At 61.3% G+C, this 13,786-nt stretch carries 11 protein-coding genes and 2 pseudogenes; 6 read left to right on the top strand and 7 right to left on the bottom strand.

Annotated elements, in window-relative coordinates:
• Positions 1-24 precede the first annotated feature (24 nt).
• Positions 25-1,434 carry a mannose-1-phosphate guanylyltransferase/mannose-6-phosphate isomerase gene (locus QNJ43_RS23340; protein ID WP_300473662.1) on the bottom strand — a complete coding sequence of 470 codons (1,410 nt, stop codon included), beginning with the start codon at positions 1,432-1,434 and terminating at the stop codon, positions 25-27.
• A 203-nt stretch (positions 1,435-1,637) separates the two neighbouring features.
• Entirely contained in the window at positions 1,638-1,883 is a 246-nt protein-coding gene (locus QNJ43_RS23335; protein WP_300473659.1) for a hypothetical protein, read from the bottom strand.
• A 58-nt stretch (positions 1,884-1,941) separates the two neighbouring features.
• On the opposite strand from QNJ43_RS23335, the gene QNJ43_RS23330 reads away from it, so the two are divergent.
• The 3 genes from QNJ43_RS23330 (at position 1,942) to QNJ43_RS23320 (ending at position 3,605) form a co-directional block, all read left to right on the top strand.
• Complete coding sequence (locus QNJ43_RS23330) at positions 1,942-2,559, top strand: hypothetical protein (protein ID WP_300473657.1); 618 nt, start codon at positions 1,942-1,944, stop codon at positions 2,557-2,559.
• 149 nt (positions 2,560-2,708) lie between these two features.
• Positions 2,709-3,005 carry a hypothetical protein gene (locus QNJ43_RS23325; protein WP_300473655.1) on the top strand — a complete coding sequence of 99 codons (297 nt, stop codon included), beginning with the start codon at positions 2,709-2,711 and terminating at the stop codon, positions 3,003-3,005.
• Between the two features lie 240 nt (positions 3,006-3,245).
• Entirely contained in the window at positions 3,246-3,605 is a 360-nt protein-coding gene (locus tag QNJ43_RS23320) for a hypothetical protein (protein WP_300473652.1), read from the top strand.
• 331 nt (positions 3,606-3,936) lie between these two features.
• On the opposite strand, the gene QNJ43_RS23315 is transcribed toward QNJ43_RS23320, so the two are convergent.
• The 4 genes and pseudogenes from QNJ43_RS23315 to QNJ43_RS23300 form a co-directional block, all read right to left on the bottom strand.
• Entirely contained in the window at positions 3,937-4,701 is a 765-nt protein-coding gene (locus tag QNJ43_RS23315; RefSeq protein ID WP_300473650.1) for a methyl-accepting chemotaxis protein, read from the bottom strand.
• On the bottom strand, positions 4,607-5,137 hold the full coding sequence (locus QNJ43_RS23310) for a hypothetical protein (RefSeq protein WP_300473648.1): 531 nt from the start codon (positions 5,135-5,137) through the stop codon (positions 4,607-4,609). The genes QNJ43_RS23315 and QNJ43_RS23310 overlap by 95 nt, the downstream gene beginning before the upstream one ends.
• Positions 5,138-5,432: 295 nt before the next feature.
• A complete protein-coding gene (locus tag QNJ43_RS23305; protein WP_300473645.1) occupies positions 5,433-6,299 on the bottom strand; it encodes a hypothetical protein in 867 nt (288 codons plus the stop codon).
• A gap of 605 nt (positions 6,300-6,904) precedes the next feature.
• A pseudogene (locus QNJ43_RS23300) lies at positions 6,905-7,691 on the bottom strand (L,D-transpeptidase).
• A 352-nt stretch (positions 7,692-8,043) separates the two neighbouring features.
• On the opposite strand from QNJ43_RS23300, the gene QNJ43_RS23295 reads away from it, so the two are divergent.
• Both QNJ43_RS23295 and QNJ43_RS23290 read left to right on the top strand, forming a co-directional pair.
• A complete protein-coding gene (locus QNJ43_RS23295) occupies positions 8,044-8,868 on the top strand; it encodes a phosphate ABC transporter ATP-binding protein (RefSeq protein ID WP_300473640.1) in 825 nt (274 codons plus the stop codon).
• A 319-nt stretch (positions 8,869-9,187) separates the two neighbouring features.
• Positions 9,188-10,423 carry a hypothetical protein gene (locus tag QNJ43_RS23290; protein ID WP_300473639.1) on the top strand — a complete coding sequence of 412 codons (1,236 nt, stop codon included), beginning with the start codon at positions 9,188-9,190 and terminating at the stop codon, positions 10,421-10,423.
• Positions 10,424-10,529: 106 nt separating this feature from the next.
• On the opposite strand, the gene QNJ43_RS23285 is transcribed toward QNJ43_RS23290, so the two are convergent.
• Positions 10,530-10,814 (bottom strand): hypothetical protein, encoded by a 285-nt coding sequence (locus QNJ43_RS23285; protein WP_300473637.1) that lies wholly within the window; start codon positions 10,812-10,814, stop codon positions 10,530-10,532.
• A gap of 454 nt (positions 10,815-11,268) precedes the next feature.
• Here QNJ43_RS23285 and QNJ43_RS23280 point away from each other — a divergent pair.
• Positions 11,269-13,701: pseudogene (locus tag QNJ43_RS23280) on the top strand (Tex family protein).
• Positions 13,702-13,786: the final 85 nt, after the last annotated feature.

Genomic DNA, 13,786 nt, shown 5'->3' with positions numbered 1-13,786 from the left:
AGCTCTTGCCCCATTGCCTGCCCTCTAACGCCCGTAGACGTCCTCGTAGCGGATGATATCATCTTCGCCCAGGTAGGCGCCGGATTGCACCTCGATCAGGTAGGTCGGGATCTTGCCTGGGTTGGCCAGCCGGTGATGGGCGGCGAGTGGGATATAGGCGGACTCGTTTTCCGTCAGAAGTCGGCTTTTGCCGTCGATCGTCACTTCCGCCGTGCCGGAGACCATCACCCAGTGCTCGGCGCGGTGCATGTGGCTTTGCAGGGATAGCTGCGCGCCGGGTTTCACCATGATGCACTTCACCTGGAAGCGGTCGCCTTCGCTCAGGCCCTCGTACCAGCCCCACGGGCGGTAGACCCGCTTGTGCTCGATCGCCTCGATGCGGTTGTCCGCTTCCAGCCGCTCCACGATCTTCTTGACGTCTTGGGCCTTGTCCTTGTGGGCGACCAGCAACGCATCGCGCGTATTGATCACCAGCACGTTCTCAAGTCCCAGAACGGCGACGCTGGCTTCTGACGAATAGACGAAGTTGTCGCGCGCATCGAGAAACAACGTTTCGCCCAGCGTCGCGTTGCCCTCGTCATCGGCGGGAAAGATTTCCCGGACCGCCGACCACGAGCCCAGATCGCTCCAACCCGGATCCATCGGCACGCAGGCTACGTTGTCGGCGCGCTCCATGATCGCGTAATCGAACGAGATGTTCTCGATCGCGGCAAAGGCATCCGGGTCCAGCCGCAGGAAGTCGAGATCGGAGCTAGCCGCCTCGATCGCGGCCTGCGCGCCCTTCAGTATTTCCGGTGCATGGGCCTCGAAGGCAGCCCGCATCGCCTTGGCGAAAAAGAGGAAAATGCCCGCATTCCAGACATAACCGCCATCGGCAAGATAGCTCGCCGCGCGCGCCCAGTCGGGCTTTTCCACGAATTCCAGAACATCGCGCGTCGTTCCCGTCGCGCCAGCGGCCTCGCCCAGATGGATGTAGCCGTAGCCCGTGTTGGGTTCGCTCGGGCGGATGCCGAAGGTGACGATCCGTCCGTCCTTTGCCGCAACTTCGCCCGCTTTGACCGCTTCCAGAAAGGCCGCCTCGTCGGCAATTAGATGGTCGGAGGGCAGCATCAGGATCAGCCCGTCGGCATCTTCCTTCTCCATCATCAGCGTGGCGACGGCAGCTGGTGCAGCCGTGTTGCGTCCCGTCGGCTCCAGCACGATGCGTCCGGCGGAAAGTCCGGCCTGTGCCATCTGCTCGCCGCAAAGAAAACGATGGTCCTGATTGGAGATCACAAGGGGCACTGCGAATTCTGCCGCCGCAACGCGCCGACAGGTTTTCTCGAACAGGCTCTCGCCGTTGAAGATCTGCAGGAACTGCTTCGGGTAGGCCTTGCGCGAAAGTGGCCACAGCCGCGATCCGGATCCGCCAGACAGGATGCAAGGATGGATCATGGCTTTGAAAAACCTCTATGCCTGTTTCAGATCGGACGTGCCGAGTGAAACCGATTCGCGAGCAACGCACGATCACAGACAACGCGCCCCCGTTGCTGTAGTGGCTCGCCTGCCTCTTCGCAACCTGCCAACGCCTATCCGCTAGAACCGAATACTCCTTGCCCCGTATCCCCTTCGATATCCGACAGGCCGTTACCGGTCTGTTACGCCTGCGGCGATTGTTCGACAGTGCCATATCGAAGATCGTCTCGCGGTTGCGCGAGGGCTGCGCGCGCGACTGGCCGGCGAAACGGGCAACGGATCTGCGGAAAGCATTGTTCGGGAAAGCCCGCCGATCCGCAGGCGGCAAACCGGCGAAGGACCGGCAGATCATCGACAGGGCGATTGTCGTCTACGTTGTTCTCGTCGTGCTCATGGGCGGGCTCGTCGCCGGAACGCTGATCTTTCACGACGAGTTCTCCGCCTGGTTCGGCGCGGACGAGCCGACCGCTCCGGCCGTGACCGCCCATGGCCCGGCCTACACGCGGCAGGCTTCCGGGCGGGGGGCGATGGGCGGGGCTGTTTTCGCCCGCATATCCGCCCTATGCCCGCCTCGTCCCGACGCTTTCCCTGTCCGCGCCGCTCACCGCGCGCGATGTCCGCACCCTTGCCGACGACCGGCACACGGTTCGTCTCGCCTTCGTCAACCTGCCGCGGGAGGGGACGTTCTGCGTCGATCAGTTCTTCAATCGCGGGCGCTGCAGGGAGATGGGACGGGTCGCGCTGGAACGGCTCGTTGCGCCCATCGGCGTGGAGTGTCGGCCGATCTTTTATCCCGCCGGAGAGATCCGCTATCAGTGCTTTGCGGGAAGCGTCGATGTTGCGCGACGTCAGATTGCGGAGGCCTTTGTCGGGCCGGATGGTTTGGCGGCTTCTCTTCGGGCCTCAAGGGAACGGGAGAGGGGCTGCGAATTTCCTTCTCCTGCCCGTACCGCATGGCGCGACCGATCCTGCGTCACACGCTGCAGCCGTGACGGGGACGCGGGGAGGAGCGCCGGAAACCCCGCAATTCTGCCATCTGCGACAAATGGACACTGCGGCGTGAAAGCCCCTTCGCCGGGCGTCACATTCTTGCTGCTGTGTTAACAGCGATCGGCACAACCTTCTCTCGGGTGCGTGATACAGCGGCCCAGTTGGCGAAAGAACTTAAGAAAGCACGGCGCGGAAACGCCGGCTGTCAGGCCGTCCTGCATTGCGGACGATTAGAGTGGAAGCCGGCATCCTTGGTTAGGCGGATGAGCGGGGTGATGACACTCGTCCTGCGGTCGCCATTGATCATGATGAGCGTATGGAGTGCGCTAATGATGATGACTGATTGCGAATTCGAACTGCTCGAGAAAATTTCGCGCCACGATTTGCCCGAAGGCTCGGAGTTCGTTCCCCTCAACGCGCTGAAGACTGCGCTGCCCGCCTATGACGAGGAAGCCCTCAAGGCTGCCCTCTCCGACCTGTGCTCCTTGCAATTTGTTGAAATGAAGGATGGCAGCATCGCCATCACAGATATGGGCGTTGCGGCTGTCTGCTCGATCTGACCACCAGTCCGGGCGACGCGCTCGGACGTGCTTCGCCGCAACCACAAGGGGCGGCGAAAGGTAGGCCGGGAGAAAACTCCCGGTGCCGCGTTTTCTGAAAAACTGCATGATCGGGCCGTAGGGCGCGGCCTCAGGATCGCTCGTTCACGGGAACATGGGCGCGGGGGAACGGATTCCCTCGCTCTGCGTTTCCCGGTTAAGGCAAGCGGGCCTTTGACCCTGTATGGGAGGACCCGCTTCATGCGTCACTTCGCGACTTCATGCAGACGCGCCGTCGCAATCGCGCCGCTGCTGATCTTTCCGTCTCTCGTGCCGGCTGCCGCGCAACCGGCAGATGGTCCTGCGGCCAAACCCGGACGCTCGAACCGCGCCGACCCGTCCGCCGATGCAGCTCCTTGCGTCGTCGATCCGCAAGCGGACGAGGAAAGCGAGAGCGACCGCCGTCTGGGTGACCGGCTGGAGACCTGCGACGGAGTTCTCAAACCCGCGCCGCACGGCAGCGGAAAGGCCGTCATGCCGACGCCGAAAGGTGGCCGACCCCCCCATGATCAAACCGAAGATCCTGCCCGACGACCCGTAATAAGGTGGTTCATGGTTTGACGGAAAAGGCCGAGGGAAACACCTCTCCCATGGGGAGAGGTCGGGCCGAAGGCACGGGTGAGGGGTGTCGGGTTCTCCGTATCCGCGAGGCATCCCATCCCCTCACCCCAACCCTCTCCCCATGGGAGAGGGGGCGAAGACAGCCAGTTACACAAGACGATCAATTCTAACGGTCGGGGCGTCAGGACGTTGAAATGCTGTCGGCGATCGGGACCGTTGTTCCGTCTCAGCCGGCCTTCAACTGCTGCAGGAAAGTCTGCATCACCTTGTTGATCTGCGTCACCTGCTCCTCGGCATTCTCTGCGTCCTTTGCGTTCCGATCGGCCAGTTGCTAGCTGCTTTCCGCAACCGTGGCCGTCATCTTCGCATCTTCCGCCATGCGTGAGACCTCGTCGGTGGAGCACTCGGAGCGTTCGGAGATTTCGGTGGCCGCCGATTCCTGTTCGCGCAGCGCCGCTGCGATGGTGCCCGCGCCGGAATCGAGTTCCGTCACCGCCGTGCCGATCATCTCCAGCGAAGTGGCGACCGTGGAGGCGATGACGCGAAGTACCTCGATCTGCGCCGTGATTTCCTCGGTGGCGTTCTTGGCGTCCTTGGCGAGGTTCTTCACCTCCGCCGCCACGACCGCAAAGCCCTTGCCTGCCGCGCCCGCGCGTGCCGCCTCGATGGTGGCGTTCAGCGCCAGCAGGTTGGTCTGATTGGCGACGCCCTGGATCATTTCCGTGATGCGGCCGATCTTGTCCGTCGCGTCGAGCAGGGAATCCTTCGTCGACATGGTCTCGTTCACCGTACCGCCGATCTGGGTGATGGATTTGAGGCTCTGGTCGAGCTGCCTCGAGATTTCGGCGATGGTCGCCGACATTTCCGTGGTCGATGACACGACCGACTGCACGTTCTCGATGGCGCGTTCCGGCGCGGAGTTGTTGCTGGCGGTCTTGGCGCGCACCGCAGCCGTCTCCTCGCGCAGTTCCGCCGAGTGTCCCTTGATTGAGCCGATGGTGTCATGCATCTGCGAAAACGCCTGCTGCACCTGGCTCTGGAACTGCTCCGCCAGCCGTTCGTGCTCGCCCGAGGTCTCCTGTTCGATGAGATCCACGTAGCACGTAGAAAGTGACGACGACCGCCATATCCGTGAAGACACTCTTCAGAATCGCCTCGATCGCCTGCGAGCGCTCAGCCGAATCCTTGAACTTGCCCCGCTCCATCAGCGTGCCGATCAGATTGGAGGCATAGACGTGATAGGCGAGCACGCAGTCGAAATAGTTGGCGATCCCGGCAACGTTCTTGATGACGGCGCGTTGCCGCTCGAAGTAATCCTGATCGAAATTGCCGACCGCGATCCGCCCCAGCTTGAACTTCTCGTTCTGCACCACGTCGTCCGGCAGCTTGTCCCAGTCGACACCCAGCGCACGGCGGTAGGTATCGAGCAGCATCGGCTCGAAGTGCGGCATCAACACATCGAGTGCCTTGCGCCCGAGGCTCAGTTGCGAGGAGGACCACGGGGAAATACGTTGCGCCAGGGGATCGATCATCGGTGCCTCGAATGCGAATTGGGATTTCTTCATGAAGAGATGGACGCATTCGAAAATATAATTAGACGGTGAAGCGTCAGTTAATATTGATTTATATGATAATTTACGTACGTATAAATGACACACTGTCGGAAATATATCTCTGTTCTAATTCTAAAATAAATATTCAATCTTGTTTCAGAAATGGGAATTCTGTCCGCTCAACGGAGGCGTGAGTGGCAGGGATACTGGAAATCGGACAATAAAAAGGCCGCATCCCGGAAGGGTGCGGCCCATTTGCGTGATCGTGTGCGGCTCAGCGCTTCATCAGGGTCTCAAGCGGCCAGAGCTCGGCCTCTTTCTTCGGCCGGGAGAGATAGAACTCGGTTGCAACGAGGCCCTTCTCTTCGAGTGGCAGAGGCTCCAGCCCGTGCGCCTTGAGCTGGGCCATCATCTGGTTCTTCTCGTCGTGGTCGGCGATCCGTCGCTGGATGAAGGTGGCATCGTCCATCTTCTCCGTGACATAGCCGTGCTCGGCGAGCTTGGCGGCCACATCGTCGAAGGGAACGGTGTGCAGGACGAAATTCGCGATCCACGGCTTCTCGGACTTGGTCACGCCCTCCAGCAGACGCTCGAAGCTACGGCCCGTAATGGTGCCGACGCAGCCCGTCGTGACGATCAGGTCGATATCCGCTAGCATGTCGCGTGCGCTCGACGGCAGCGCCTCGGCCTCGAGATTGGCGGAGAAGCCCGCATCGAGCAGCCCGACCTTGAACGCGAATTCGATGGCCTTTGGTGCCATGTCGACGCCCGTTACCGTGATGTCGCGCTTATTGTGCAGGGCAGAGAAGAAACGGTGATCGAGATTGATGATCTCGTAGGGCTCGATGTGCTCCAGATGGCTCTGCGACCAGTGGCTGTAGAGCTCGCCGAAGGAAAGGTCGTATTTCAGGATCGCGGCATTGATCCCGTAGGAAGCGCCCAGGTCCAGCAGATTGACCGGTACGGGGCGGCGCTCCGCCAGTCGGTTGATCAGCGTATCAAGAACGGGTTTCGCGGCATCGAGAAGGCGATAGCCCAAAGGCTGCAACACGCGAAAATACTCGCGCGGATCATCGTGGGTATTGACGAGATCCAGGTTGGTTTTGGTTTGGTATGTGTCTTCGATGACAACGTTGTTCATGCTCGCATCCCTTTTGTTTGTTGGTTTGTCTGTGAGGCGCGGCCGGCGTAGTGCTACCGTCGCGCACGAGGTCCTCATGGTCGGGCCGAAACGTGGTCTGATTTTCTTGCGCGCTGTGCCCTTGCGCGACCGCTCGAAGGCGATCGATGCCGCTGGCGCGCCGTGTTACGGGCGCGGTGGGCATCCGGGTGCTTTGCAGGACTGCACGAACGGGCCCGCGCGCCGTTTGCACACGCGGGGCGCAAGAACTTCACACTTCCGGCTTGAAAATCGCCGAGTTGAAGCTTTGCTTGGAAAGCCTGAGGCAGGTTGATATCACAGTTTTCATCCCATTTGAACCGGATGTCGCACCCCGGATGTTTTATGTATAAAAGTAATAAATGACACCGTATCGCGAGAGCGCGTTTGTGTGAATTATTGCTTTATTATCTTTCGTGTGGATGGAATGATCGAACAGTTTTAATATATTCAGTAGAAAAAATTTTAAGCACCTAAAAATTTGAGCCAGTCGGTCCGAAACGCGGCGAGAGCAGGTAGCAGAGCGGGGAGGGGCCAGCTTCGGTTTGGGCGGCCCATCCTTCGAAACGGCCGCTGACGCGGCCTCCTCAGGATGACGTCATCGGGGGACGGTTTTGAAGAAATCTGCAACACACACAACGCCATCCTGAGGAGGCGCGTGAGCGCCGTCTCGAAGGGGGGCCACCCGAAGAAATCCCGCACCTGCACATCCGCGCAGGGCTCTCGGTCGTCACATGGTAATGGGTGGCGTTGGCGTCGTTCAGCACGACCACGGGCGAGCCGAGCGGCACGCGGTCGTAGAGATCTATGACGTCCTGATTGAGCATGCGGATGCAGCCGGAGGAGACCGCCTTGCCGATGCTCTTCGGCTCGTTGGTGCCGTGAATGCGGTAGAGCGTGTCCTTGTTGCCCTGAAAGAGATAGAGCGCGCGCGCCCAGCGGATTGCCGAGGCCGCCCGGCATGCCGTCCTTGTAAGGCGCGGCCTTCGGGTCGTGTTCCACCATTTCCTTGGGTGGGGTCCAGGTCGGCCACTTTTCCTTGCGCTTGATTTCGGCGGTTCCCGCCCAGCCGAAACCCTGCCGTCCCACACCCACGCCGTAGCGCAGTGCCTTGCCGTTGCCGTAGACCAGATAGAGAAAGCGCGCGCGCGGATCGATGATGATCGTGCCCGCATGCTGCGGCGCCGGATAATCGACGAACTGGCGCAGATACTGCGGCGGGCGACGGAAGCGCTGGGTGGACGAACACCCGGCGAGTGCGACGGCCAGTCCGGCCACCAGGGCGCGTCTGGTGATCTTCATGCCAGTCGGCGCGGAGGACGCGCCGTCTTCGTCGCGGTCGTCGCCGCTGAAGGAAAAAGTCTTTCGAATCATGTAGGTGTCCTGACTACGCACCCACTATGGTATAGTTTTGTCCTTCGGGCATCCGCATCATCGCGACGCTCTTCCCCTTTTTGGGGTCGGTCCGGTCTTCATTTTGCGGGCTCACATGGGACGTTAACGTTTCGCGCGTCTCGCCGGTTCCCGCCCTCTGCCGCGCCTTCCAATCCCTGACCGGTCTTCGGCCGATTCCGGTCCGATTTATGAAAGTGTCGCATTCACCTGAAACGACATGTCGGCACAATGAAGACGAGCGCCTGCCGTTCGTCTTGCGGTTTCTCGATGACGTGCGAGCTCCCGGGAGGGGTGGGCGACGGTGTCCGTTCGGGAGGAAAGGGGAAGGAACGTGGAAGGCTCCGATACCCGCAAGACGATTGTTGATTTCGAACTCCATGTGGGCGAGCGCCCCAATCATGACGGCGACGCGCCGCCCAAGATCCGGATCGAGAATCTCGACTTTTGGTACGGCGACAAGAAGGCGCTCGACAACATCAATCTCGATATTTCCGATCGCGAGGTGACCGCCCTGATCGGCCCGTCGGGGTGTGGTAAGATCACGCTTCTGCGCTGCCTCAACCGCACCAACGAGCTGATCTCCGGAACGCATATGAACGGTCGCGTGTTGGTGGACGACGAAGACATCTATTCCGACGAGATCGATCCGCCGGTGCTGCGCCGTCGCTTCGGCTGGGTGGCGCAGAAGCCCGATCCCTTTCCCTGGACGATCCGTGAAAACGTCGCCTACGGTCCGCGTTTGCACGCTCTCGTCGGCAGCTACGCGGATGAAGAGGAACTGGTGGAGCGCACCGGTCTATGGGAGGAGGTCAAGGACGATCTCTACACGCCGGGAACGGAGCTGTCCGGCGGCCAGCAGCAGCGCCTCTGCGTGGCCCGCGCCATCGCCGCCGATCCGGAAGTGATCCTGATGGATGAGCCGACCTCCGCGCTGGATCCGGTCGTCACCGCCTATCTGGAAGAGCTGATCGATGAGCTCGCCAACTCCTATTGCATCGTCATCATCACCCATAATCTCCAGCAGGCTGCCCGCATTTCCCAGCGCGCCGCCTACTTTCACTTTGGCGAATTGCTGGAGGTGAGGGACACGGAAAAGATCTTCCTGCGCCCGGAAACCGAGATGTGTCAGGCCTATATCACCGGCCGCTTCGGCTAGGGCGTGTCCCCGTCCGCAGAGACCGGAGGATTCCGTAGCTGCGAGGATGGATGCCTCAGTTGTCGGTTGCAGATAAAGGTTTGCGCGATGGTGCGGAATTGTGTCGCGCACAACCGTAATTTACGACGGATAAAATAAGTATTTAGAATAACTCCCGTTACGCCCAAGTATTGCAGCCGGCAGATTGATGAAACTTGCGCGCGTTGCGGCGCATGACGGCCTGAATGCTCGGTAAGGCGTCTTGTCAGTTGGTTGTACTCCAAGTTGTCGATCGAACCCGGGCCCTGGAACCGGTTTGCGATATCGATGGGACCGGGCAATGGGCGTGGGGATTGAACAGTTCGGGGATGCGGTTCGCGGCCTTTACGAGGCCGCGATAGAGCCGGAATTATTGGCTCCGGCCATGGAGTGGGTGACGGATCTTGTCTCCGCGAGCAATTGTTGCCTGCACAGCGGCGACGAGCGGACCTTGAAGACATCGGTTATGGTGATGACCCGGCTCGATCCGTCGCTGCCGCGCGGCTACTACAAGGACTACCTCTCCAAGGATCTCCGAATTCCGCGCATTTTCAGCGCATCGGCGGGACGCATCCTGCATGGCCAGTCGCTGTCGACCGCCGAGGAGCGGCGCTCAAGCCCACTCTACAACGAATATTTCGAGCCGAACGGCCTGCACGACGTGACCGGGGCCTCGCTGTTCGTCGGCGGTGAACTGAGCTGTCTCGGGTTTGGCGCGCGTAAAGACGATTCCTTCGATGCCGACGCCATCAAGCTCATGCAGTTCGTGCTGCCGCATATTCGCCAGGCCGTGCGGCTCCATCTCTCCTTGCAGAGCGCCTTTGGCGCGGTCTCCGAACTCGGCGATCTGTGGTCGCGCACCGGCCGGGCGCTCCTCCTGCTCAATGCCGACGGGACGCTCAACTATGTCAACGAGGCGGCCGAACGGCTGATACGAGAAAAAGTGGTCCGCATCGTCTACAAGCGCCGGGTCTTCAATCGCTCGGATCTCGATGGTCTGCTTGCCGGGGTTCTGGAGGCGGTTCGCTGCGATGAGCTGGAGGTCGGCCATGTTTCCCAAAGCTGCGCCCTGCTTGTCGATTACGCAGGTCGGCAGATCGGCGTGCGTTTCCTGCCGATCCTGGGCGTTGACGGTCGCGACTCGCGTCTGTCGATCATGCTCATTCCCCTGGACGCGGAGGCTGCCCCCAACAAGGTCGAGCTTATCCAGTTCGGCATGCTCTTCGGCCTCACCCCTGCCGAGCTCGCCGTTCTCGGCGTCCTGACCGTAGGCGAAGACCTCCGCGGCCATGCGCCCGCCCGCAACGTGGCGCACGAGACCGTCCGCAAGCATCTGAAGAACGTTTTCGACAAGACCGGCTGCCGCACAGCCAGAAGGATCTGCTGCGCCTCGTCGAGCGCTTCTGTTTTCTGCGCGTTCGCTAGTTTCCACTGTGTCGCCCATCCTTCGAGACGACCGCTGACGCGATCTCCTCAGGATGACGTTGTGTGTGTTGAGAGATTGATCTGCATCAACAACACGATAACGTCCTCCTGAGGAGGCACGTGAGCGCCGTCTCGAAGGATGGGCGCCCCGATGAACCCGCACCGAAATTGCGGCTGCCTTCCGGTGGTAGCCGCAATTTCCATTTCGCCCTTGCGGATTATTTCATGCAAGCGTTGTAGTAGCCGCATTGCGTTCGGTATGAATGCGTGCTGCCGCCGGCTCGTTTGCAATCATTGGTGCACTCGATTGCCCGGTTGCAATTGCCGTAGATTTCCTTCCCCTCGTCCAAAAAGGCACGAAACTGCGCCATCGTAACGTCCGCGGAAACAAGGATCGGAGAAACGATCGGCACCGTAGGTGAGGCGGCGATGCTCGGTGAAACAGCTCCCGCAACAGCAAGCAGCATGGCGAGGCTGGAAAGGATGGTACGGATATATTTCATGGTTGGTAGGCTTCCTGGTTTGTTCGTCATGGGGTGCCAATGCCGTAGCGTCGGTAGGCCACCACGGGAGTGACGTGGAAGCTTAGGCACAGCGGTATACGGGCCTTCACCCCCGAACGGGGCATGTCCCAGCGTCAGTTTCGATGGAAAATTGCAGCCTGAAACGCGGTTCGAACACGACGGCAAGCGCCTGCGCGATTTGGCGCGACCAACATGACCCGACGTGACCTTAATTCCCTCTCCCATCGGGAGAGGGAATTAAGGTGAGGGGCGGAGATCCCTCAAGGATACGGCGCCTTCGACACGTCTCCCCCGCGCCAAACTGTGCGCATCGCAAAGGCCACACTGGCGTTGATCGCGGTGACCTCCTATTTCCGCCTCTTCCGTGAATGGAGCGCGGGCCCGTTTCCCCGCTCCACTGCGAAAGCCGCGAAAGAGGCTTCCGAAGAGGCCCATGACAGACGCACAACCCGCCGCAGCCCCCACACCCGCTGCCGTTGCCGCCACCATCGCCCGTCGTATCGCGGTCGAGATCGGGGTCCGGCCGGAGTAGGTCTCGGCTTCCGTGGACCTTCTCGACGGCGCCACCACCGTCCCCTTTGTCGCCCGCTACCGAAAGGAAGCGACCGGCGGCCTCGATGACGGGCAGTTGCGCACGCTGGAAGAACGCCTGATCTATCTGCGCGAGCTGGAGGAGCGCCGCACCGCGATCCTCAAGTCCGTCGACGAGCAGGGCAAGCTGAGTACGGAACTGGCGGGTCAGATCCGGAGCGCCGACACCAAATCCGCTCTGGAAGACCTCTATCTGCCCTATCGTTCCAAGCGCCGCACCAAGGCGCAGATCGCGCGCGAAGCCGGACTGGAGCCGCTGGCCGACGCGCTGCTCGGCGATGCACGTCTTGATCCGCAAGCGGAGGCGGCGAAGTATCATCGATACGGACAAGGGCGTGACCGATACCAAGGCTGCACTTGACGGTGCCCGTCAGATCCTGACCGAACGCTTTTCCGAAGACACAACCCTGGTCGGCAAGCTGCGCGACTATGTTGCCCGCTCTGGCACGGTCGCCTCCCACGTGGTGGAAGGCAAGGAGATCGAAGGCGCCAAGTTCTCCGACTATTTCGACTATTCGGAGAAGTGGGCCGATATCCCTAGCCACCGCGCGCTCGCCTTGTTCCGCGGCCGCAACGAGGGCGTTCTGTCGCTCGATCTCCTCACCGAACAGGCGGAAGGGCAGGGGCTCTCTCCGGCGGAAACCATGGTCGCGGGTGCCTTTTGCATCGCCGAGTAAGGGTCGTCCGGCTGATGGCTGGCTGATCGAGACGGCACACTGGGCCTGGCGGGTCAAGATCGCGCTGCACCTCGATCTCATGGGGAGCCTGCGCGAGCGTGCGGAGGAAGAGGCGATCCGCGTTTTCGCCCGCAACCTGAAGGACCTGCTGCTGGCCGCCCCGGCAGACGCACGCACGACCCTCGGCCTCGATCCCGGCATCCGCACTGGCGTCAAGGTCGCCGTCATCGATGCCACCGGCAAGCTGGTCGATACGGCCACCGTCTATCCCTTCCAGCCGAAGAATGATGTCGAGGGTGCGCTCGCCGTTCTCGGTGCGCTGTGCCAGCGCCACAAGGTGGAGCTGATCGCCATCGGTAACGGCACGGCGAGCAGCGAGATCGACAAGCTCGCCGCCGAACTCATCAAGTGCATTCCGGGCGCCAAGCCCACCAAGGTTCACCGTGTCGGAAGCCGGTGCCTCGCGGTCTATTCGGCCTCCGCTCTGGCCGCGCGTGAAATACCCGATCGTGAAATACCCGATATAGACGTGTCGCTTCGCGGGGCTGCCTCCATCGCCCAACGTCTGCAGGATCCGCTGGCGGAATTTGTGAAGATCGAGCCCAAGGCCATCGGCGTTGGCCAGTATCAGCACGACGTTAACCAGACCAAGCTCGCCCGCGCGCTCGATGCGGTGGTGGAAGATGTGGTGAACGCCGTCGGCGTCGATCTCAACACCGCGTCCGTGCCTTTGCTGTCGCGCATTTCGGGCTTGACGGAGAGCTTCGCCCAGGGCACATCTCCCGCCGCTGCGAGCTCGAGCCTCGGCGCCTTCCGTATCCGCAAGGAACTGCTGAAGGTCTCCCGCCTCGGCCCCAAGGCGTTTAAGCAGTGCGCGGGCTTCCTGTGCATCACCGATGGCGACAATCCGCTCGATGTCTCCTCCGTCCACCCGGAAGCCTATCCGGTGGTCGAACGCATCGTGAAGGCTTGCGGGCGCGATATCCGCACACTGATGCGCGAGCCGGGCATTTTGAAGTCGCTCGATCCGGCCGAATTCACCGACGAGACCTTCGGCCTGCCGACGGTCAAGGATATCTTCAAGGAGCTTGAAAAGCCCGGCCGCGATCCGCGCTCGGAATTCAAGATCGCCGTCTTCCAGGAGGGCGTTGAGACCCTGTCGGACCTGAAACCCGGCATGGCGCTGGAAGGCACGGTCACCAACGTCACCAATTTCGGCGCCTTCGTTGATATCGGCGTCCACCAGGACGGGCTCGTCCACGTCTCCCAGCTTGCCGACCGTTTTGTTCGGTGGTGAAGGCGGGCGACATTGTCCGCGTCACGGTGCTCGACGTCGACATTCCGCGAAAGCGCATCGCGCTCTCCATGAAAAAGGACGCCATGGCCCAGTATGCGGCATTCCTCGCGAGGCACGCGGTGGGCGTGGCGAGGCCCGTGGTGAAGGGCGTCCGCACGGGGATAAGTCCGCGCCGAAGGGCGGGGATAAACGTCGTGGCGGCGGCGGGGACAAGTCCGGTCGGGGCAAGGGGAATGACACGGGCAACGGCGCGCTCGCGGCAGCCCTTGCCGAGGCCATGAAGCGCGGCTCCAAGCGCTAGTCGCGGGTTTTAAAAAGAGTGCTCGCGGTTTCAAAAAACGATCAATGAAATCAAGGGCTTTTTGAGAGCCCGCGAGAAATTTTAT

Source organism: Breoghania sp. (assembly GCF_030066895.1).
Lineage (GTDB): Bacteria > Pseudomonadota > Alphaproteobacteria > Rhizobiales > Stappiaceae > Breoghania.
This window is presented reverse-complemented; position numbering and strand designations above follow the sequence as displayed.

Bases quoted from the DNA above. Each gene is read 5' to 3' on its own strand.
- QNJ43_RS23320 (WP_300473652.1), top strand. From the start codon at position 3,246: ATGCGTCACTTCGCGACTTCATGCAGACGCGCCGTCGCAATCGCGCCG.
- QNJ43_RS23310 (WP_300473648.1), bottom strand. From the start codon at position 5,137: ATGATCGATCCCCTGGCGCAACGTATTTCCCCGTGGTCCTCCTCGCAA.
- QNJ43_RS23305 (WP_300473645.1), bottom strand. From the start codon at position 6,299: ATGAACAACGTTGTCATCGAAGACACATACCAAACCAAAACCAACCTG.
- QNJ43_RS23340 (WP_300473662.1), bottom strand. From the start codon at position 1,434: ATGATCCATCCTTGCATCCTGTCTGGCGGATCCGGATCGCGGCTGTGG.
- QNJ43_RS23285 (WP_300473637.1), bottom strand. From the start codon at position 10,814: ATGAAATATATCCGTACCATCCTTTCCAGCCTCGCCATGCTGCTTGCT.
- QNJ43_RS23330 (WP_300473657.1), top strand. From the start codon at position 1,942: ATGGCCCGGCCTACACGCGGCAGGCTTCCGGGCGGGGGGCGATGGGCG.
- QNJ43_RS23290 (WP_300473639.1), top strand. From the start codon at position 9,188: ATGGGCGTGGGGATTGAACAGTTCGGGGATGCGGTTCGCGGCCTTTAC.
- QNJ43_RS23325 (WP_300473655.1), top strand. From the start codon at position 2,709: ATGAGCGGGGTGATGACACTCGTCCTGCGGTCGCCATTGATCATGATG.